The following is a 20,078-nucleotide window of genomic DNA, read 5'->3' as shown; positions in this document are numbered from 1 at the left end:
GTGGCCGGGCGTCTTCGCCACGACCACGAGCACCGACGACGGGCAGCGCGCCGTGCACGTCATCAACACCTCGGGCGCACCGGCCACGGTGACGGTCGCTCTCGACGGCACCCCGATCGCAGCCGGCACCACCCTGCACGTGCCGCCGCGGTCGGGGCACATCCTGCCCCTCGGACTCGACGTCGCGGGGCGGCGTCTGGACTGGGCCTCGGCCGAGATCTCAGGGGTCGACACGGACGGCACGGTGCACTTCCGCCCCTGGCCTCGACGAGCACGGCGGCACGACGGTCATCGTCGACGGCCTGCCAGTCGAGCTAGCTCCGGGCGAACATTCTCTGCATCCCTGACTTCGGATACTAGGAGCGGTCCGGGTGTGGCCGGGCGCCTCATCCCGGACTATCCGTTTCGTGATCGAAAGATCACCTGGCAGATAGCCCATCCCGCCCAGATAGGGCGTTCCCCCGGGACCTGCTCCGCCGCGGCGAGCAGACGGCGGCTTGACTTTGCGCACCGTGCCGGGGGCGCACGCTCGGGCCACGAACGGCGCAGCACTTGGACCCGTTCCTAGCGAAGCGGCCTCGACGCGGAATGGCCAAATCGGAGGGAGCGTGAAGTCCTGCGGGGTTGCAGGGGCTCTCCGATGTGGCAGTCTCAGGCAATGCAGTGCCTCGCACGAACCAAACCCGGACCGCGCTGCCAGCGTGAGGCCACATGGAAGGTGTTCTGCACGCAGCACCGTAAGCTGAGAGCGCTCGGTGGAGGGATAGCCGTCATCGGCCTCCTAGCTAGTTTGAGTCAGATCACTGGTTACAACCTGCGCGACCTTCATCAGGCGACCGACGGTTCGGAGCCAGTGGAGATCACATTCGATTGGCCTGCTGGCGATACTTGTCACACCTCTCCGTACGCAACTTCGCAAGGCGGCTTGGGCGCTAACCAACTAGCGAGCGGCATCGACAAATGGCCCGCGAGCCTGTTCAATGCCGGAGGGGCGGCCTATGAAACGAACGTTTTGCGTATAAGATTGTCTGCCAAGAATGGAAGATATGCAGATATACGGAGCATTCACCCCAGCATATTCAAGGAGAATGCGAGTCCACCCGCTACGGTCGCCTCCCTCGTAGGGATCGGTGGGTGTGGTCCGGGGTCCATACGACGCCTGCTCACATGGGACCTTGACAACGCGCCGACCGTCATCGCTGACCGCGGAATAGTCCAAGACGGCGATCAAGAACCAACGAAGGCCGAGTTGGTTGAGGCCGAAGCAAATCCAGCACGGATTGGTACCGAGTTCCGCGTTGATTCCGCATCCCCAGCGAGCCTTTATTTGGTTGTCAGGAAATGTCGGCCCGGCCTTGCGGAATGGGGCTTGACCATCTCGTACTCTGAAGACGGCACGGACTATTCAAAGTCTCTCGGGTCAGGGTCGAAACCCTTCCGAATCATTGCGGGCAAAGCGGCGAATAAGGTCGCACTTGATTACGATGTGAATAGTCGAAAATTGTCCAGCCGCCCAGCGAACGTGCTCGATGAACCTGCCATGACCACAGGCGAGTGTGGGTGACCCACCGCGACGCCGACTCAATTACATAGTTGAGAAATATCTCTGACAGGGAGCAAAGTGGTAGCCCTTTCCTAATCGCGTCGAACCCCTGCGACCGCGCGCAGTCGTTGCAGGAACGGTACTGGTGAGGCACGGGCCGCGAACACAACTTCAGCATTTCACGTCCAGGACCTGCCACCCGAACGAGCTTGATACGACGTTGATCTGCCGCGCGGATGCCTTCCATCGTTTCCTGAATGCATCGAACCGGTCAGCAGAGAATCCGGGCTCATGGTCGTTCCTTAATAGTGCGGCGGCGACCTTTCGAGGGATGGGGAGCCGGTCCGTCGAGGCCTACGCGGCGACGGTGCGCGCCGAAGTGCCAACAGGATGACGCTCGCCTTCTAAGACTGTTTGGCCGTTTGCTCCCTGGAGCAGCGTCAAGGGTAAGCAGCCATCGCCCACGCCAATCGACGTCATGCGTCAACACGCGCCGCGTCTACCGGCGACAGTCACGCTCCACCCGGACTTCGAATCCCACACACGCGTTACTGCTGTGCTCCGGCCCCTGCCGCTCTCAGTTCACGACCTTATTCCCTGCCGGGACGTCACCAGGGATGCGCTGATAGGGACCTCACCAGGGATGCGCTGATAGGCTCACTCGCGCTTGGTGTGCAAATGGCGATCAGTGCGCCACCGGCGACCGTTGACGGGGAATTAGGGGACCAATGTTTGCTCGAGCTCGGCGACTAGCTATTTGGCTCATGGCTGCCACCTCAGCCCTGAGTTCATCCTCCGGCTGCTCGGCCAACTCCCCTGCTCCGTCGGTGGCGGCCGCCTCGACCGCCTCCGCCGACTCCGTCGCACCAGCGCCCATCACCAAGGTGATCACGATGAACCCGTTCGACTCCTCGGGCCACGTCCGCACCGAGTACACCGCTAAGGACATGCGCGGCAAACCAATCGACTGCGCTTTTGATGGCGGTTCCCCAGTTTCCACGTCCACGAACACTCACCGGTGCGGCTCGGATGCCGACAGCACGTTTGCATGTTGGGAGGCCCCCAGGGACGCAGGCGTTCTGGTTTGCGCATACGAGCCGTGGACGAACAAGCTGGTGCTTCGAAGCGCGATAAACCTCAAGCCCACACCCGTACAAGGCGATCCTCAGCCCTTTGGGATCGAACTAAACGACGGCTCGCGCTGGTATTACCGGTCTGGTGGTTCGTGGCCCTACACGCCCGAGGGAACAGTACCCGCCTACGGCTGTCACTCGGGCTGCCCGATGGGCGACACAGTGTTCGCACTTCTTGCGCCCGAAGAGGGGCCCACGATCGACAAGGCCAATGCGATGTGGACGATCCTCAAGGGCGAACTCGCTGGGACGGGCATGACGTCCTCAGATCTTCCGAAGCCCACAAGGGAGCAGATCACCAAAGTCTGGTTCATTGGTTGAGCGCCGTTCCCAAGCTGGCCGCACCCCAGTACAGACCCACATGGAGTCCACTTGGGCGAACGATTCGTCGCCCACATGCCATCCACTGACAGGATGGCCTCACCGCCGCTGAATGTCAGGCGTTGGCCGGACCGAAAGCGTCGCGACTCGCTTCCGATCTGTTCAGCGAGCATTGATCCCAGGGTCAGACGCAGGGTCGAGCCAGCCGCATTACCGAAAGTCGTAGCGGATCGAGTTGTCAGACTCTGACGGCTGCGTCGTAGCCCGTCGCAGCTGAGGGTTTTCGGCCAGATCCCGATGTAGAGAGAATGACCGCCCTCGCCCGAGTGCGTCCAATCGAGCGGAACTGTTATGGGCATCTGTTTGAAGTACTAGCCGTAGACGTGCGTGTATTCGCCGCGTTTGTGCCACGGGTGGGGGACATGCCCGGACCGGCCGGACGGGGTGCCGTGGCGACGCCGTGCGCACGTAGCCAAGGCTGAGCGGGCTGAGGCAAGGTGTCACCACAAAGGCTGACTGGTCGTCGTCGCGGGGCACAATGCCGGGTGTCGATCGTTTCGTACTGGAGGCCGGATCATGCCGTTGAGTGCATTCCCAGTAAGGGCGTCAATCGCGGTATCTGACATCGGGCGCTCCACCGCGTTCTACGAAGGGCAGCTTGGGCTGAAGCAACTGAAGGCCGGCCCTAGCGCTGAGATCCCAGACGGCAGCCGCGTCTACGAGTCGGGCGGTGGACCTGCCCTTAACGTGTATGAGTCCGCCACAGCTGGGCAGTCAGAGGCGACATTGGCCACTTGGTACGTCGATGACATCGACCAGGTAGTGGGGGAACTCGCCAGTGCTGGCGTCGAGTTCATCCGTTACGACGCGTATGAATACGACGCGCAGGGGATCACTCAACGAGCCGGTGGCGGTCGCCTCGCGTGGTTTCAGGATCCTGATGGCAACACCTTCGCGATCGAGGCCGACGCCTGACCCGTGAATCACACCACGCCACTCGCCTCCATCCGCCGCGAGTCTCTGCACGTCGCGGCCCGCAGACAGCGTCGCCGACGACGGGTAGCGACGCGGCCGGCCGCTGACTGCTCGACACCCTTGACGTTGTGGGCGGTGACTCAGTCGTAGTACCCGGGTCGAGCAACCAAGACCGACTGGAAGTGCCGACCTTCGTCATCCTCCGCGCTCTCTGGCAGCGTCGGTCGCCAGAGCGCCAGGAGCAGGCCCGCAGCCGTGGCCGAGCGGCCACCGTCCGTGACCTCGATCGGGGTGATCCGGCGCAGCCGGTCGACCACGTCCTCTGCAGGAGCGCCGAAGACGTCGATATCGCCGAAAGCGACGATCTCGCCGTGGTCGGGCCGAGACAGCTCGACCGCGTTCACGACATCGGCGTCATCGAAGTAGACGAAGACAGACAACTCTGCTGGGTGACGCACGGATAGGGACGGGTTGGCCTCGTCATGGCGACGAAAGGGCTGAGGGTCGCCGAAGGCAGCGCACTGCCGGGTCGCCTCCGCGCGTGTTGACCCGATGAGAACCCCTGCCGCCCCCGTCGGCGGCTCCAGCACAATGCCCATACGTGAGTACATCATCAGGTCGAACCGCGCGGCGGCTACGGCCTCAGTCGCCGTGACGGGATTGCGCCCGCCAAATGCGGTGCGTCACCGCGCCGCTTTGCGCACGTTTCTTGCAGGGGTGCGCGAGTTGGCTCTTTATGTCGCCCCGCGCACAGACAAACCGGAGCCCCCAGCGCACTCTCAACTCATGAACACCCAGAAGAGCTTGAGATGCATCATCGGCCGCCACCGCTGGCAGCCCACCACCGTCGCCGGGATGCGGGAGCGAATCTGCGTCCTCTGCGGTCGCAACCATTTCGACGCCTCGGTACATCCAGACCCCGACTCACGCGAGACCACGCCCCGCTTCGTCCCTTGGGGCGCCGGAGGAGGCGGAGGCATCTTCTGATCGTGACCGGCAACGGGGGCCGACCTGAGCTCAGCGGCTGGCGCGAGCCAACGGGGTGCCGTCCAAGGCGTAGCGGAAGGCCACCAGCGAGTCGAAGACCTGCAGCACGCCGGCCTCCTGCAGCTCACCGACGGAGAAGCCGCCCGTGCGGACCCCGAGGGTCGGGATGTTGAGCTTGGCCGCCGCCTGGGCGTCGTAGATCGAGTCGCCCACCATGATGGCGCTGGCGCCCTCGACCTTGGCCAGCGCCGCCGCCACGATGTCCGGCTCGGGCTTGCTCTTCTCCACATCGTCCGAGGTCGTCCAGGCATCGGCCAGGGACTTGCCGTCGATGAGGTCGAGGAAGGCCTCGACGTGCTGGGACTTGCCCGAGCTGGCAAGCACCAACCGGAAGCCGCGCTCCTTGACCTCGGCCAACAGCTCGTGCGCACCTTCGAAGGGCTGAACCTCGCCGATCAGCTCGTCGAACTCCTCCGCCCACGCCTCGCGCAGGTCGTCCCCGTGCGCTTCCTCGGCCTCCCGACCGGCGACCGCCGAGACGAACTGGTCCCCACCCATCCCGATGCCGCGGTGGATGCGCCACATCGGGCGGGTGATGTCATAGCGGCGCAGGGCGCGGAACCAGGCCAGGGCATGCTGGTAGTTGGTGTCCACGAGAGTGCCGTCGACATCGAAGATCGCCGTATCCGCCATGGCTTCTTCATACCCCGCGGGGCAGCCGTCACCAGCCTCGCGACCGCGGACCCGATGCATCACCTCGCCGACCGCCGGATCACTTCATCGTGGGATGCATCGACTGCGCAGAGGGGTGCCGTCGACGATGACGGCGAGCTGCCCAGCGGGCTGCTTCGCTGGCAGCTGCCGCCGCGGCGACGGCCAGCGTCAGAGCCGTCAGGGCGAGGTCTCCCTTGTGATGATCCCGCAGTCGCATAACCCCAGCATGCCCTCCGGCGCGTGCTGCAAACGCCGTCACGTGGGCCGGATGAGCCTGACGTGTCTGCCGCGACCCCGTTTGGAAAGGCGATGTTGCCTGAGACTCGGCAGGTTGCGCTCTTCGGCGCGGCCCTACCCACCGTGCAGGAGATGGCCCCCACCCCTGTTGTCCAGGCGTGGGGGCCGCTCGTACTGAACGTCGGCGCTAGCGGCTAACGACCGCCCATGCGCGCCCGCTCACCGCGGCCAGACCGTCTCGTCGAGGTCGGGCAGGGTGCCCTTCGCCAAGTCGTCAGTGTCCTTGGCGGTCAGGCGCCCGGGAGCGAAGCTGCTCATCGGCCCAGAGACCGGCAGGTTCAGCCGCGTGGAGCGCAGGTCGACGGCATACGTCCCTGAGCTGGTGTCGACGGCGATGACGCCATTGCTCGCCCCGCTGACGACGAGTCCAAGCTGGTGTCCGGCCGGGACGACGACGTCGTTCGCGGCCAGCTCGACGGTGACCTGGTGCGGGCCGGCCCCGTCGAGGCGGGCCCAACCGCGAGCGAGCACCTGCAGCTGGGTGGTCTGCAGGCGACGCGTGACGTCCTTGTAGCAGGCGTCGTCCGTGGCGATGGACTCTCCCCAGCACGTCTCCGTGGCCAGGGTCAGGGCACCGTCACCGGTGGCGCTGACCCGGTCCATCGCGCCGTAGTCGACGAGCATGACCGACACCTGCCCGACCGGAGCCGAGTGGGTCACCGTGAGGTCGACCGTCGGCGTGCCCGAGATCCGGACGTCCCCCGTCACCGCTCCGGTGAGGAACTGCACGCGGTTCGGGTTGGCGGCCAGCGAGACCGCGTTCGTCTCGGACAGGCGGGAGTTGTTGACGTAGGAGGCCGTGCCCGAGTCCTGCTTGCCGAGGGCCATCGTGCCGTCCTCGCGCGGGTTGAGCGACATCGTGCGTGCGGACTGGATGGGCCACGTCTTCGAGGTCTCCCACTGGTTCGGGGCGGTCTCGACGCGGACGGCCGGCTCGTGGTCGATCCCGTTGTCGATCCCCATGAGCTCGTGGTCGAACCACCGGTTCAGGGTGGTGACCCACTCCTGCCGGTCGTGGTCGAACGGGTCGACGTGTCCGAGGCGGCTGAGCCACATCTTGCGCTCGACGCCGCTCTGCCCCAACGCTTCCCACCACTTGGAGGCGTTGATGGTCTTGACGTTGTTGTCCTGGAGCCCGTGGACGATGAAGACGCTCGCCTTGACGTTGGACGCGTCGTAGAAGGTGCCGTCGCGGTAGTCGCGCTCGGCCCAGAAGTCCGTGTAGGCGCCGGTGGCGTCGGCGTCGTTGGCGTCCATGTACGCCAGCCGTGCCGAGCAGTCCGTCGCGATGGTGCGGCGCTGCGCGATGGTGCGCGAGAGGCTGCTCGCGTAGTGGCGCGACTTCACGGCTCCCTGCCAGCGGTTGTAGTCGTACCAAGAGCTGATGGCGCTGATCGGCACGATCGTCTTGAGCCCGTCCACGCCGGTGGCGGCGACGCCGTTGGCCAGCGTGCCGTCGTAGGACTTGCCGATCATCCCGGTGCTGCCGTTGCTCCAGGTCGCCTGGACGAGGGCGCCGCTTGCGTCGTGGGCGCTGCCCTTCCCGTTGAGCCACTCGACGACCGCTTTGGCGGACTCGACGTCGGAGCGGCCACCCTCGTCGGTGCACCCGGTCGAGCGGGCCGTTCCGGCCATGTCGACGGCGACGAAGGCGTAGCCGCGGGGGACGAAGTAGTTGTCGTAGTAGAGCGGGAACTTCGTCGGGCTGCCGTCAGACGCGTACTCCTTGAACTCGCCGTCGTTGCCGCGGCCGAGGCTCAGGTAGTAGGGGCTGGCGTCCATGATGACCGGCACCCGCGCGGTGCCGTCGAGCTCCCGCGGCCGGATGATGTCGGTGGCGATGCGCTCTGCCTGGCCGTCCCCGTCCAGGTCGGGCGTGTCGACCCAGACGGTCTCGCGGATGGCCGTCGCGTAGTCGTACCTCGGCGAGGTCATCCCGTCGACCAGAGTGACGGGCGGGGTTTCGGTGACGCTGGTCGATGCGGCGTTGGCCTCCCCGACAGTCCCCATGGCCAACGGTGCGGCCACGGCGAGCGAGCTGGCGAGGGCAAGGATCCTGGCTCTCATGTGAGTCCTTCCTGCCCCCGGAACCGGCGACGTCCCTTGAGGGTGAGGGGCTTTCTCAAAGTAGCGACGAAATGCCCGGAAATGGCGGCACGACGAGCCCGAATGCTTCGCTGTCTACTCTTCTGTCCGAATGTCACCGACAGGCCGCGGACGCCCACGCCCCCGTGACAGCGCCGACCAACGGCGCTGCCCCGGGGGCGTACTGGTCACCTGGTGATGAGCACCGAGCCGCTCAGCGCGGGCACGGTCAGGGTCAGCTTGCCCTTGACCGGCTGCACCGCACGGCCCGTCATGGCATCGGTGTACGGCTTGTCGCCGTAGCCGACGGGCAGCTCGACGGTGACCTCGCGAGGCGACGTCGAGTTGTTGAAGGCCGTGACGGCGCGCACGCCTTGGTACTTCCTCGTCAGGACGATGATGTTGTCGTCCAGCTGCACCGGTGCATCGATGGAGCCGCGCTTGAGCACCTCGTTCTGGTTGCGCAGGCCGATCATCTTCTGGAAGTCGGCGAGCATCGCGGTGTCCGGCGCTCCGCCCTTGTCGGCCCAGGGGTAGGTGGCTCGGTTCAGCGGGTCCGCTCCACCGGTGACGCCGACCTCGTCGCCGTAGTAGACCGCAGGCGCTCCGGGGAAGGTCATCTGGAACAGCACGGCCAGCCGGAAACGCGCCTTGGCCTGATCGACCTGCGCCGCAGTGCCCGTGCCCGTGTCACCGAGCTCGTACAGCGTCCGGGCCACGTCGTGGGTCGACAGCAGGTTCATCAGGGCGTAGAACGCCTGCGGGGGGTAGGCCTCGCGGATCAGCTCGATGCTCTGGTAGGCCTGCTTGGCGTTGCGGCCGCTGGCGTAGTCGATGACCGCGTTGCGGAAGATGTAGTTCATCGTGGTGTCGAACTCGTCTCCGAGGAAGTACTTGGAGGAGTCGAACCACGTCTCCGCCACGGTCAGCGCGTCCGGCCGGTGCGCCTTGATGGCCGCACGCCACTCCCGCCAGAACTGGTCGCTCACCCAGGGGGCGACGTCCATGCGCCATCCGGCGGTCCCGTGGTCGAGCCAAGTGTTCATCACCGAGTCGGGCTTACGGAAGGCGAAGTCCTTGAAGCCCTCCGACTCCGTCAGCTCCGGCAGTGAGGGGCCGCCCCAGCCGGAGTACTGGCTGTCCGGGTTGGTCCTGTCGGGGAAGAAGGTGTACCAGTCGGCATACTGCGAGTCGGGCTGGATCTTCGAGTTCTCGAACGCTCCGGTGCCCGGGAAGTTGGCGTAGCGGTCGAAGTAGACCGAGTCGCTACCCGTGTGGTTCAGCGAGGTGTCGAGGATGACGCGCATCCCGCGGGCCTTCGCCTCCTTGGTCAGCCGGCTGACGTCGTCGTTCGTGCCGAAGCTGTCGTCGACCTTGAGGTAGTCGGCGGTGTCGTACTTGTGGTTGCTGCCCGCCTCGAAGATCGGGTTGATGTAGAGCGTGTTGACCCCGAGCTTCTTCAGGTAGTCGAGCTTCTCGATGATGCCGGCGAGGTCGCCGCCGAAGAAGTCGTTGTTGTACGTGTTGTCGTCGGTGGTGGACCCGTCGGCGTTGCCGGGGACATAGGGCTTGTCCAGCCAGTTGGTGTGGAACTCGATCGGGCCATCGAGGTAGGTGGCGCGGCCCGGTTGCGGGTCGTTCGCGGTGTCCCCGTTACGAAAGCGCTCCGGGAAGATGTAGTAGTAGACGGCGTCCTGGGCCCAGTCCGGCACCGTGAAGCCCGGGTCGTAGACCGTCTGCCGGTAGCGGCGCACCTGCTTGGGATCCGACGGTGCGAAGGCGATCTGGCCGACTCCGAAGGAGCCGCGCTCGGTCGTCCAGTAGATCGAGTCGTCGTTGTTCTCGTAGACGTACTGCTGGCCGCCGATCGAGAGCTCGAAGTGGTAGCCGTACACGCTCTTGGCGGCGAAGCGGTACGAGGCGCTCCACTGCTCGAGGTCGCCGTCCTTGGTACGCGTCATGGGCACCGTGACCGGGTCGAGGTACTCGATGACCTCCTGGTTGCCCTCCAGGCGGCGGGTCTCCACCACCAGCGCGGCCGAGGTCACCCCGGGGGGAGCCGTCAGGGAGAAGCGGGCCTTCTGCCCCGTCGTCATCGCGCCGTACGGTGTCTTGAAGGCGCTGTCGCGGGAGTCGTACTTCGCCTGTCGGGCCACGGAGTCGGTGACCTGGGCGGGAAGGCCGGGGTTGACCCACGTCTTCTGCGTGATCGTCAGGGTCGGGTGCTGGTCGGCGCCCTCGAAGCTCACCCGCAGCGTGTGCTCGCCGGTGAAGTCGAAGCGCAGCTTGGCGATGGCTCCGTCGGCCTCCGAGGCCAGAGGGAACGGCTGGTTCGGTGTCACGACGCCGTTGCCGGAGGCGGGCTCGCCCAGACGCGTCGTGGCCGGACCGATGGGGTCGAGGATCGTGAACTCGTGCGTGCCCTGGAGGTCGACGTTCAGGTAGTAGCCGTCACAGCTGTACTGGAAGAAGTCGGCGGGGCGCGGGGTGTATCCGTTGAAGTCGCCGCTGAGCGCGAGCAGAGCGGGATCCAGCGGGTTCTGCGCGCACGAGCTGATGGTCAGCGTCGGTGTCGTCTTCGACGCGGAGACGTCCAGCACCAGCTTGTGCACGCCAGCAAACGTGTAGGTCAGGTTGGAGCCTCGCAGCGCCAACTTCAGCGGGACCCCGGGCTGCGGGCGACCGCCGGCCGCGCCCCCACCGAAGTCGGCGTCGGCGGACCAGCCGGCGTCGGCGACCTTGAAGTCACTGCTGCCGTTGAGGTTGACCGTCAGCTCGAACCGGTTGCAGTTGTAGGCGAACTGGTAGTCAGGGCTGGCAGACCAGCCGTTGAACCCACCCTTGAGGTAGAGCGGACGATTCCCGAACGGGTTGTCGATACACGGCGCTTCGGCAGCCGCCGCGGACGGGGTTGCCGCACCCGAGAACATCGCGGCAGAGCTGAACACCAACGCGAAGAGGGCGGTGACCGCCGCCAGCAACGCTCGTTTGGACCTGCGCATACATAGCCTCCCTGCTAAGAGCGCCGCCGGCACGGGATGTGCACTGCGTAGACCCCGGACCTCTGAACCGTCGGCGAACGGAGTTACGCAAGCGCTTACGCGACAAGAGCATGGTGAAGCATGTCCAGACATGTCAAGGGTTGCGCCGTTCGCGCTATCTCGTCGTGCGAGGGGGGCCGCTGGTGCCTCGGATGACCAGCTGGGTCGGCAGCGTCAGGTGCTGCTGCTCCACGTGCTGTCCGCTGAGGAGCTGGAAGACCAGGCTCCCCGCTGTCTGCCCGAGCTCGAGGACCGGCTGGCGCACGGTGGTCAGCTCGACGACCTCGGCCATCTCATGGTCATCGATGCCCACCAGCGAAACCGTCTGCGGGACGGCGATACCGGAGCGACGCAGGGTCCGCAGCGCGCCGAAGGCCATCTCGTCGGAGAAGGCGACCACGGCGGTCGGTGGTCGCGGAAGACTGAGCAGGCGAGCCATCCCCTCGGCGCCCCCGGCAGTTCCCCACTGCGCGTGCACCATGAGCTCTTCCTCCACCGGAAGGTCGGCGTCACGGAGGGCGTTCAGATGCCCCTGCAGGCGGTCCTGTGGACCGGCATAGGGCAGCCGCCACCGACCTGAAGCGTTGATCAGGGCCACCCGCTCGTGTCCAGCGAGCACCAGGTGGTTCGTGGCCTGCCGAGCCGCCTCCACGTCGTCGACCCGGACATGAGGCTGCTCGGCCAACGTGCCGCCGGCCATCACCACGGTGACCCCCATCCGGTCGAGCTGAAGCTGCTCCTCCTCACTGACCGGGAACGCAAGGATGATGAGCGCGTCCACCTGGCGGCGAGCCGGAAGCTCCTCGAAGAACCTCCGTCGCTCCTCTTCGCGCTTGACCTCGTAGAGCAGCACATCGAGGTCGGATCCGCGAAGGGAGCTCATGATCCCTTCGAGCATGGACGCGTAGAACCAGTGCGCGACATCCGCGGTCACCACGGCAACCCGACCTCGGGATCCCTTGGCCAGTCGCGCAGCATCCGGAGAGACGGCGTAGTTCAGCTCGGCGGCCAGCCGGCGTATCCGGTCGCGCGTCGCGTCGGACACGCCAGGAGAGCCGCTCAGTGCCCGGGACACCGACGCGATGGAGACACCCGCCCGATCGGCGAGGTCGGACATGTTCAGGTCTCCGTGCCGCGCCACTTGCTGAAAATATCAAAGGTCGAACGAAAATTTACGTTGAGGTCCGAAGCGGGTCCTCTCACACCGGTCGACCCCGTCAGACGGTGAAGCCGGTCGGGCGGATGACCCTCGCGGGCACGCCGGCGGCGATCATGTCGGCGGGGACGTCCTTGGTCACGACCGCTCCGGCCCCGATCACGGCACCGTCGCCGATGGTGACACCGGGCACGACCGTGACGCCGGCCCCAAGCCACACATTGCGTCCGATCGTCACCGGCGCCGGCTCCATGTCGGCGCGCCGGGCCGGGTCCATCGAGTGGTTGAGCGTCGTGAGGGTGCTGCCGTGCCCGATCAGCGACCCGTCGCCGATGGTGATGCCGCCGGTGTCCTGGAAGCGGCAGCCCATGTTGACGAAGACGCCCTCGCCGAGCGTGAGGTTCTTGCCGAACTCGGAGTAGAACGGCGGGAAGACCGTCACCGACGCGGCCACGTCCCGACCGGTCAGCCGGGACAGCAGCGCACGCACCTCGTCCGGCGAGCGGTAGGCGCCGTTCAGCTCGGCGAGCGTCCGCATTGCCTCCTGCGACGCCTCGTGCATGAACGCGTGCGCCGCCGACCCGCCCTCGATGAGGCGTCCACTGTTCACGTGGTCGAGGAACTCCTCCAGCGTCACCGCGTTCACCTCGCCTCGACGATCGCCGTGACGGGACCCCGCATTTCGGCGACTTCCACCGCGGAGCCCGAGTCCAGGCGACCGAGGACGACGATGCCGGCGTAGTAGGACTGGTCGCCGTAGTAGAGGACGAGGTCGTTGCCGGGGGCGTAGTAGCCGACGTCCCCCACCTCCGGGTCCGCACCCTCCGGCTGCCCGTCGAGGGAGAGCGAGGACGGCAGCGGTCCCGTCTTCTCCACCCCGCCGTGGTCGACCATGTCGACGGTCACCGGCAGCTGTCGCAGCAGGTCGCGCGACGCCGCACTATCCGTGAGCACAGCACCGAACCGCTTCTCTCCCAACGCGATCACGATCTTCATCTGGTCCTCCTCGAGGTCGGCCGACTGAGCGGAACTTGATGTCGTATGCCGTGTGGTGGCGGTCGGGACGGTCTGCGCGCGGCCGGGTGCCTCCCGGGAGTCGACGGCCTCGACCGTCGAGCCACAGCCCGCGACCAAGACCGTCGTCAGCCCGAAGCCCGCCACCGCGCCGTGCGTCCTTCTCGACAACAACGCCACACTCACAGCGTCAGCAGCACCTTGGTCGCGCGGCGCTCGTCCATCGCCTGGTAGCCGGCAGCAGCCTCCGCGAGCGGCAGGGTGAGGTCGAAGACCTTGCCCGGGTCGATCTTGCGGTCCCAGACGAGCTGGATGAGCTCGGGCAGGTAGCGGCGCACCGGAGCCGGCCCACCGAGCGCGTGGATGCCGGCGAAGAACAGCTCGATACCGGGGATCTGCACGTCGTGGTTGACGCCGACGTAGCCGAGGTGTCCGCCACCACGGGTCGCTCCGACGGCCTGCATGAACGACTCCTGGGTGCCGACGGCCTCGACGACGGAGTGGGCGCCCAGGCCGCCGGTCAGCTCCTTGATCTTGGCGACCCCGGCCTCGCCGCGCTCCTCGACGATGTCGGTCGCGCCGTAGTGGCGCGCGAGCTTCTGGCGCTCCGGGTGGCGCGACATGGCGATGATCCGGTCGGCACCGAGCTGCTCGGCCGCGAGGATCGCCATGAGCCCGACGGCTCCGTCCCCGACGACCGCGACGGTCTTGCCGGGACCTGCCTGGGCAGCGTCGGCGGCGAACCAGCCGGTGCCGAGCACGTCCGAGGCGGCGAGCAGCGACGGGATGAGGTCCTCGTCCGGCTGACCCGGCGTCGCCACGAGCGTGCCGTCGGCGTGCGGGATGCGAGCCCGCTCCGCCTGGGTGCCGATCCCGCCGTGGACGAACTCGGCGTGGACGCACTTGGACTGGAAGCCGGACCGGCAGATCTCGCAGGTGTTGTCGGAGATGACGAACGACCCCACGACGAAGTCGCCCACCTTGACGGTGCTCACCTCCGAGCCGACCTCCTCGACGACCCCGACGTACTCGTGCCCCATGAGGGTGTGGTCGACCGGCTCGACGCCGCGGTAGGGCCACAGGTCGCTGCCGCAGATGCACGTCGCCGTCAGGCGGACGATCGCGTCCGTCGGCTCGATGATCCTCGGGTCCTCGCGCTTCTCCACCCGCACGTCGCCGGGTCCGTACATGACGACTCCACGCATCGCGTGAACTCCTTCAGCTCGCTTCTCGCGGGCAGACGCCCGCCGGGCCGACGGCCCACCACACGAGTGAAGCCGCCGGCGAGAGGCCGAGGAAGTCCCTGTCGAGGCACGTACTGACAGGGCACCTCTCACGGCTCGGCCCACCCCTCGACGCGGCCTAGTCTCGAAGACGTGGACAACCGCCAAGAGGTGCGCGAGTTCCTCATGACCCGCCGCGCCCGCATCACCCCCGACCAGGTCGGCCTCCCCGTCAGCCGCGGCCGACGCGTGCCCGGCCTGCGCCGCAGCGAGGTCGCGACCATCGCCGGGCTCAGCGTCGAGTACTACGCCCGCCTCGAGCGCGGCCAGATCGCCGGCGCCTCGGCCGGCGTCCTCGACGCGGTCGCTCGCGCCCTGCAGCTCGACGACACCGAACGCGCCCACCTGCTCGACCTCGCGAGGGCAGCGGACGGCATACCCACCTCCGGGCGTCCGCGCCGACGCGCGGCCGGCAAGCCCGCGTCCCGGCCCAGCCTGCAGTGGGCCCTCGAGTCGATCCGCGACGCCGTCGCCTTCGTGCGCGACCCCCACCAGAACCTGCTCGCCACCAACGCGCTCGGCCGCGCCTTCTACTCGCCCGTCATCGGCGAGGGCAGCCGCCTGCCGAACCTCGCCCGCTTCCAGTTCCTCGACCCGGCCAGCCGCGACTTCTATCCCGACTGGGAGCTCTTCGCCGGGATGTGTGTCGGCATCATGCGCACCGAGGCGGGCCGCGACCCGCACCACCGCGGCCTGCAGGACCTCGTCGGCGAGCTCTCCACGCGGAGTGAGGTGTTCCGCCGCCTGTGGAGCGCCCACGACGTGCGCACCCACGGCACGGGCACCAAGCGCTTCACCCACCCCGTCGTCGGCGAGCTGACCCTCGCCTACGAGGAGCTCGCCATCACCGCCGAGCCCGGCCTCGTCCTCATGGTCTACACCGCCGAGCCCGGCTCGCCCTCGGCCGAGCGCCTCCAGCTGCTCGCCTCCTGGGCCGCCGACACCACGAGCCCCACCGCGACCACCGACACCGCGATCCCGAACAGCCAGAAGGAAACCCATGCAGATCACCCGTAGCTCTGTCGACACCGTCAAGGGCCCGAGCGACTGGTTCACCGGCGACGTCTACATCGACCCGGTCGCCGCAGCGCCGGCACCGTCGCGCATCTCGGCCAACCTCGTGCACTTCATGCCCGGCGCCCGCACCCACTGGCACCGCCACCCGTTGAGCCAGACCGTCTTCGTCACCGAGGGCGTCGGCCTCTGCCAGCGCCGCGGCGGCCCGATCGAGGTCATCCGCCCCGGTGACCGCGTCCTGTTCGAGGCCGACGAGGAGCACTGGCACGGCGCCGCGCCCACGCGGCTCATGGTGCACGTCGCCATCAACGAGGGCGACGCCGACCACGACGTCGTGCACTGGCTGACCCGCGTCACCGACGAGGAGTATGCCGCCGCTCCCTCCCTCTCCGACTGACCGACTCGTTCCTGCCGCCGACACCGACTGCCCCGAAGGCAACGCAGGCAGGCCCGCGGAGGCGACCGGCTACTCGGTCTCGGGAGAGGGCTCGAAGGAGCGCTTGAGGGAGGCGAGGGTGTGTGACCGCTCGCGCGTCACCATCCGCGCGGCGACGGGCTTGAACACGCGAGCGACGCCGTAGAGCTCCGCCTCGGCGGTGTGGTGGACGACCGTGGAGTCACCGTCGACCTCGAGCACGTAGCTCGGACGTGCCTGCGTCAGCGGGTGGCCGAACATGCTGAACGTCTCGCTGAACGCGAGGCGCGTCGAGGGCGCGTGCTCAGTCACCTCGCCGACGAAGCGACCCATCCGCGTGCGGTCGACGTACGTCGTGCCGGACCGCACCGGCAGCGCGGACGTCAGCTCCGTGTCACCGAACACACCGTCACGGTGCATCCAGCGCCGATAGCCGGGCAGGTCGGCCAGCCGCTCGAACACCTCGCTCGCCGGCCGACGGATCACCGTCTGCGCCTCGAACCGAATCACGCTCCCAGCCATGAGGCCTCCTCGATGCCTGCGGCAACCACTCACGAGCCTAGGCCGGTCGGGGGTGATCCGCAGGCGTCGTCGTGAAGAGCGGCGGCTCCCGCGCAGGATCGCCGGCCGGCGGCGCAGCGGAGAGTCTGCTGGGAAGTGGCTGGGCAGAGCACGAAGACGCCCGGTTCGCGCCCCGAGCCTGCGTACGGTGGAGGCACCGCTCCTCCCTCCCGTGAACGGGTCCGCACGATGACGGCACCGACCGCGGCCGCCTCCGGCGCCGCACCCACCGCCCGCCCAGGCTGGCCGCCGCCGCGGTGGCTCGTCGTCACCGCGGTCCTCGTCGTCGGCCTCGTGCTCACCGACGCCGTGTCTCAGGCGATCCTGCCGTTCGTCCGCCGCGACGACTGGCCCTACCTGCTGCCGCCGCACACGCCCTACGCGACCGACGTCTACGCCAAGAACCTCCTCGAGGGACGCTGGCTCAACTGGGCCTGGTGGGTGGTCGTCGGCCAGCACGGCACCGCGCTCACGGCGTCGCTGACGTACGTGACGGCATACGTCGTCTTCGTCGCGGGGCTGTGGCGGGTGCTGCGCCCGGCCGACCGCGCGCTGCACTGGGCCGTCGACGTCACGCTCGGAGTCGCCGTCCTCGCCTCCGCGCTCTGGGTGCGGCTGCTCTACTGGCCCGGCACGCTGACGCCGTCCGTGCTCGTCGCGGCGGCCGGGGTGTGGACGCTGCCGTGGGCGTCGCGCCGGCGGACGCGGCTCGCGGTGTGGCTGCTGCTCGTCACGGTGCTCTCGGTCCTCAGCTACCCGCCCGTCGGGGCCGTGCTCTTCATCGCAGCCGTCGTGCAGCTCGGCGCACGGCCGTGGAAGGACGTCCTGCTCCTCTGCGTCGGCTACGTCATCGCGTATGCCGTGGGCGTGGCAGTCATCTATGCGCTCAACGGGATCGCCTTCGGACACTTCGGCCTCCAGATCGCGGCCTGGCGCCGACCGAACCCGCTCCACGGGCTGCACGACCTGCGCGTCAACGTCTTCCGCTACCTGCGACAGATGGGGCGGCTCTGGGCCGACCTCACGCTCGTGACCCTCGTGGGCGTCGGCGCCGCCGTGGTCGGGGCGTTCGACATCCGCGTGCGGCCCCTCCTGCTGCGACTGCTCGTCGGGCTCGGGGTCGTGGTCGGCCTCGCCGGCGCCCAGACCGTCGTCACCGGCATCACCACCAACATCCGCGGCGAGCTCTGGGCCTGGCTCGCCGTGCTGCTGCCCGCCGTGCTGCTGCTCCGGGGCACCGGCTGGTCACCACGGGTGGGCGCGGCGTGCCTCGCGGTCCTCGCCGTGCTCGGCGTCCTGGCCTGGCGGGTCGACATCGACGCCCACCAGCAGACCCGGCGTGAGTTCACCGCGCTCGTCGATGAGGCGACGGCCCCCCGTGCCGACGGCAAGCGGGCCCCCGTCGTGCTCTACCAGGCACCCGCCGAGCGGTCGACGGGGAGGGGGGCCATCACGGCCGGGACGCTCCGGATGATGGTGCGCCAGGCGCAGGGCGGGGTCGTGCCCCGCTGGTGCGCGGCCGCGGAGTGCGCTCGCATCAAGGCCGCCGGGACGCAGGTCGTCGATCTCGGGACGGTCGTCGGCGTCGTCGTGCCGCCCCCGCCCGCCTGGCTCTGAGACCGGCAGGCAGGGGCGCGACGGCTACTTGACGGAGCCCGCGGTGAGGCCGCCGACGAGGTGCTTCTCGATGACCGCGAAGAGGATGACGACCGGCACGACGGCGATGACCGACGCCGCGAAGAGCTGGTCCCAGTGCTGCTCGTAGCCGGTGATGTAGGCCCGCATACCGACCGTCAGCGGCTTCTTGTCGTCGTCGATCATGAGCGTCAGGGCCACGACGTACTCGTTCCACGCGGCGATGAACGTGAAGATCGTCGCGGTGACGAGGCCCGGCAGCGTGAGCGGCAGCATGACCCGGCGCAGGATCTGCCAGCGGCTCGCCCCGTCGAGCGCCGCCGCCTCCTCGACCTCGAGCGGGATCGAGGAGAAGAAGCCGTGCAGGATCCAGATCGCGAAGGCGAGGTTGAACGCCGCGTTCGTGATGATGAGCGCGCCGTACGTGTTGATCATGTTGAGCTCGAAGAACTGCCGGTAGAGGCCGACGACGAGCGAGGTGGGCGCGAACATCTGCGTGACGAGCACGAGCAGCAGGAACACGCCACGACCCGGGAAGCGGTGCCGCGCCGTCATGAAGGCCGCCGGGATCGCCACGATGATGACGATCAGGGTCGACCCGGTCGCGATGATGAGCGAGGTCTTGAGCCAGTTGAGGAAGCGCTCGTCGCCGAGGATCTGGGCGTAGGTGTCCCACTGCCAGACCTTCGGCAGGATCGACGGCGGCGTGCTCTTGACGTCGCTGCTCGTGCGCAGCGAGTCGAGCACCATGACGATGTAGGGCGCGACGAAGACGAAGGCGACGACCGCGCCGCCCAGCGCCATGAGGATCCGCTTGCGCCGCTTGGGATCCCGCGCAGCGGCTGACGAGCCGCCCTGTGGCGCAGGTGTACCCGCTGCGGGAGGTGCGGGGGCCGTGGTGGTGCTCATCGGCTCGTCTCCTCGCGCCAGTTGATGATCTTGAGGTAGATGCCGACGACGACGAGGATGAGCAGGACGTTGAAGATGCCCGCCGCGGCCGACATGCCGACGTCCTTCTCCTGGCTCTTGAAGGCCAGCTTGTACATGAACGTGATCGTCGTGTCGTGGAGGTAGCCCGGGTTGCGGTCGTTGAGGGTGTAGATGATCGGGAAGCTGTTGAAGACGTAGATGACGTTGAGCACCGTCGCGATCATCAGCGCCGGCCGCATGAGCGGGAGCGTGATGTTCCAGTAGCGCTGCCACGGGCTCGCGCCGTCGACGGTCGCGGCCTCCATGACGTCGTCTGGGATCGCGCCGAGACCCGCGATGAAGACGAAGATCGTGAACGGCAGTGACACGAAGACGCCGACGACGACCATCGAGAACATCGTCCAGCTGTCGTCACCGAGGAAGTCGATCGGTGTGCCGATGACGTGCAGGCTCATCAGGACGTGGTTGATGATCCCGTAGTTGTAGTCGTAGAGCAGGACGAACAGCTGGCTCGTGATGACGAGCGAGGCCGCCCACGGGATGATGACGGCCCAACGGACGAACCGCCGCCCCGGGAAGCTCTTCACGAGGAACTGGGCGAGCGCCAGGCTGAGGACGATCGTGATGGCCACGACCGCGACGACCCACACCACCGTGTTGCGCAGGACCGTGCCGAGGTCGGGGTGCTCGAGGACGTTGACGTAGTTCTGCCAACCCGCGTCACCCTTGCGCAGACCCGTGATGGAGTACTCGCCGCGCGAGGCGTCGAAGAGCTTGATCGCCGGGTAGAGGACGACGCCGAGGATGAGCGCGAGCGCCGGCGCGAGCCAGAGGAGCGCGACGAGCGGGTGGACCTGGCCGATGCGCCCGGCCCGGCGACGACGGCGGGTGCGGGACGGCATACCCGAGGGGTGGTCCCCCGACCCCGCCACGGCGGCGGGGTCGGGGGTCACGGTGGTGCTGTCGCTCAT

General features: G+C 67.7%; 16 protein-coding genes and 1 pseudogene. 5 read left to right on the top strand and 12 right to left on the bottom strand.

Annotated elements, in window-relative coordinates:
* Positions 1–2,307: 2,307 nt before the first annotated feature.
* The gene (locus tag ACSSS0_RS11200) at positions 2,308–2,997 is read left to right on the top strand and encodes a hypothetical protein (RefSeq protein WP_487231230.1); all 690 of its coding nucleotides are present in this window, start codon (positions 2,308–2,310) and stop codon (positions 2,995–2,997) included.
* Between the two features lie 116 nt (positions 2,998–3,113).
* On the opposite strand, the pseudogene ACSSS0_RS11195 reads toward ACSSS0_RS11200, so the two are convergent.
* Positions 3,114–3,356, bottom strand: a pseudogene (locus tag ACSSS0_RS11195) (hypothetical protein); the annotation flags it as partial.
* A 217-nt stretch (positions 3,357–3,573) separates the two neighbouring features.
* Between ACSSS0_RS11195 and ACSSS0_RS11190 the strand changes: the two are divergent.
* A complete protein-coding gene (locus ACSSS0_RS11190) occupies positions 3,574–3,972 on the top strand; it encodes a VOC family protein (RefSeq protein WP_487228006.1) in 399 nt (132 codons plus the stop codon).
* Between the two features lie 140 nt (positions 3,973–4,112).
* On the opposite strand, the gene ACSSS0_RS11185 is transcribed toward ACSSS0_RS11190, so the two are convergent.
* From ACSSS0_RS11185 to ACSSS0_RS11150, 8 genes are all read right to left on the bottom strand, one after another.
* Positions 4,113–4,412, bottom strand: a complete 300-nt coding sequence (locus ACSSS0_RS11185; RefSeq protein ID WP_487228005.1) for a hypothetical protein — start codon at positions 4,410–4,412, stop codon at positions 4,113–4,115.
* 577 nt (positions 4,413–4,989) lie between these two features.
* Complete coding sequence (locus ACSSS0_RS11180) at positions 4,990–5,712, bottom strand: HAD family hydrolase (RefSeq protein WP_487228004.1); 723 nt, start codon at positions 5,710–5,712, stop codon at positions 4,990–4,992.
* A gap of 417 nt (positions 5,713–6,129) precedes the next feature.
* Complete coding sequence (locus ACSSS0_RS11175; RefSeq protein ID WP_487228003.1) at positions 6,130–7,905, bottom strand: CocE/NonD family hydrolase; 1,776 nt, start codon at positions 7,903–7,905, stop codon at positions 6,130–6,132.
* Between the two features lie 338 nt (positions 7,906–8,243).
* The gene (locus ACSSS0_RS11170) at positions 8,244–11,057 is read right to left on the bottom strand and encodes an alpha-amylase family glycosyl hydrolase (protein WP_487228002.1); all 2,814 of its coding nucleotides are present in this window, start codon (positions 11,055–11,057) and stop codon (positions 8,244–8,246) included.
* Between the two features lie 154 nt (positions 11,058–11,211).
* Complete coding sequence (locus ACSSS0_RS11165; protein ID WP_487228001.1) at positions 11,212–12,213, bottom strand: LacI family DNA-binding transcriptional regulator; 1,002 nt, start codon at positions 12,211–12,213, stop codon at positions 11,212–11,214.
* Positions 12,214–12,313: 100 nt separating this feature from the next.
* Positions 12,314–12,889 (bottom strand): sugar O-acetyltransferase, encoded by a 576-nt coding sequence (locus ACSSS0_RS11160; protein ID WP_487228000.1) that lies wholly within the window; start codon positions 12,887–12,889, stop codon positions 12,314–12,316.
* 5 nt (positions 12,890–12,894) lie between these two features.
* Positions 12,895–13,248: a cyclophilin-like fold protein gene (locus ACSSS0_RS11155; protein WP_487227999.1), complete on the bottom strand. Its 354-nt coding sequence runs from the start codon at positions 13,246–13,248 to the stop codon at positions 12,895–12,897.
* A 200-nt stretch (positions 13,249–13,448) separates the two neighbouring features.
* Positions 13,449–14,471, bottom strand: a complete 1,023-nt coding sequence (locus tag ACSSS0_RS11150; protein ID WP_487227998.1) for a zinc-dependent alcohol dehydrogenase family protein — start codon at positions 14,469–14,471, stop codon at positions 13,449–13,451.
* Positions 14,472–14,642: 171 nt separating this feature from the next.
* Here ACSSS0_RS11150 and ACSSS0_RS11145 point away from each other — a divergent pair, with 171 nt between their 5' ends.
* Together ACSSS0_RS11145 and ACSSS0_RS11140 are read left to right on the top strand one after the other, a co-directional pair.
* Positions 14,643–15,566, top strand: coding sequence for a helix-turn-helix transcriptional regulator (locus tag ACSSS0_RS11145; RefSeq protein WP_487227997.1), 924 nt, complete (start codon positions 14,643–14,645; stop codon positions 15,564–15,566).
* Entirely contained in the window at positions 15,550–15,963 is a 414-nt protein-coding gene (locus ACSSS0_RS11140; RefSeq protein WP_487227996.1) for a (R)-mandelonitrile lyase, read from the top strand. The genes ACSSS0_RS11145 and ACSSS0_RS11140 overlap by 17 nt, the downstream gene beginning before the upstream one ends.
* 69 nt (positions 15,964–16,032) lie before the next feature.
* Here ACSSS0_RS11140 and ACSSS0_RS11135 read toward each other — a convergent pair whose 3' ends face one another.
* A complete protein-coding gene (locus tag ACSSS0_RS11135; RefSeq protein WP_487227995.1) occupies positions 16,033–16,503 on the bottom strand; it encodes an SRPBCC family protein in 471 nt (156 codons plus the stop codon).
* 228 nt (positions 16,504–16,731) lie between these two features.
* Between ACSSS0_RS11135 and ACSSS0_RS11130 the strand changes: the two genes are divergently transcribed.
* Positions 16,732–18,159 carry a hypothetical protein gene (locus ACSSS0_RS11130; protein WP_487227994.1) on the top strand — a complete coding sequence of 476 codons (1,428 nt, stop codon included), beginning with the start codon at positions 16,732–16,734 and terminating at the stop codon, positions 18,157–18,159.
* Between the two features lie 24 nt (positions 18,160–18,183).
* Here ACSSS0_RS11130 and ACSSS0_RS11125 read toward each other — a convergent pair whose 3' ends face one another.
* Both ACSSS0_RS11125 and ACSSS0_RS11120 read right to left on the bottom strand, forming a co-directional pair.
* Positions 18,184–19,086, bottom strand: a complete 903-nt coding sequence (locus ACSSS0_RS11125) for a carbohydrate ABC transporter permease (protein WP_487227993.1) — start codon at positions 19,084–19,086, stop codon at positions 18,184–18,186.
* Positions 19,083–20,078 (bottom strand): carbohydrate ABC transporter permease, encoded by a 996-nt coding sequence (locus tag ACSSS0_RS11120; protein ID WP_487227992.1) that lies wholly within the window; start codon positions 20,076–20,078, stop codon positions 19,083–19,085. The genes ACSSS0_RS11125 and ACSSS0_RS11120 overlap by 4 nt, the downstream gene beginning before the upstream one ends.

The sequence above is a fragment of the Terrabacter sp. R4-6 genome (assembly GCF_057529065.1).
The sequence above is the reverse complement of the archived record's forward strand: the minus strand, read 5'-3'. Positions and strand labels throughout refer to the sequence as shown.

What these genes read in the sequence shown, in the direction of transcription:
- ACSSS0_RS11165 (WP_487228001.1), bottom strand. Translation starts at nt 12,213, where the DNA reads ATGTCCGACCTCGCCGATCGGGCGGGTGTCTCCATCGCGTCGGTGTCC.
- ACSSS0_RS11130 (WP_487227994.1), top strand. Translation starts at nt 16,732, where the DNA reads ATGACGGCACCGACCGCGGCCGCCTCCGGCGCCGCACCCACCGCCCGC.
- ACSSS0_RS11200 (WP_487231230.1), top strand. Translation starts at nt 2,308, where the DNA reads ATGGCTGCCACCTCAGCCCTGAGTTCATCCTCCGGCTGCTCGGCCAAC.
- ACSSS0_RS11150 (WP_487227998.1), bottom strand. Translation starts at nt 14,471, where the DNA reads ATGCGTGGAGTCGTCATGTACGGACCCGGCGACGTGCGGGTGGAGAAG.
- ACSSS0_RS11180 (WP_487228004.1), bottom strand. Translation starts at nt 5,712, where the DNA reads ATGCATCGGGTCCGCGGTCGCGAGGCTGGTGACGGCTGCCCCGCGGGG.
- ACSSS0_RS11170 (WP_487228002.1), bottom strand. Translation starts at nt 11,057, where the DNA reads ATGCGCAGGTCCAAACGAGCGTTGCTGGCGGCGGTCACCGCCCTCTTC.
- ACSSS0_RS11175 (WP_487228003.1), bottom strand. Translation starts at nt 7,905, where the DNA reads ATGACCTCGCCGAGGTACGACTACGCGACGGCCATCCGCGAGACCGTC.
- ACSSS0_RS11155 (WP_487227999.1), bottom strand. Translation starts at nt 13,248, where the DNA reads ATGAAGATCGTGATCGCGTTGGGAGAGAAGCGGTTCGGTGCTGTGCTC.
- ACSSS0_RS11190 (WP_487228006.1), top strand. Translation starts at nt 3,574, where the DNA reads ATGCCGTTGAGTGCATTCCCAGTAAGGGCGTCAATCGCGGTATCTGAC.
- ACSSS0_RS11120 (WP_487227992.1), bottom strand. Translation starts at nt 20,078, where the DNA reads ATGAGCGACAGCACCACCGTGACCCCCGACCCCGCCGCCGTGGCGGGG.
- ACSSS0_RS11125 (WP_487227993.1), bottom strand. Translation starts at nt 19,086, where the DNA reads ATGAGCACCACCACGGCCCCCGCACCTCCCGCAGCGGGTACACCTGCG.
- ACSSS0_RS11140 (WP_487227996.1), top strand. Translation starts at nt 15,550, where the DNA reads ATGCAGATCACCCGTAGCTCTGTCGACACCGTCAAGGGCCCGAGCGAC.
- ACSSS0_RS11135 (WP_487227995.1), bottom strand. Translation starts at nt 16,503, where the DNA reads ATGGCTGGGAGCGTGATTCGGTTCGAGGCGCAGACGGTGATCCGTCGG.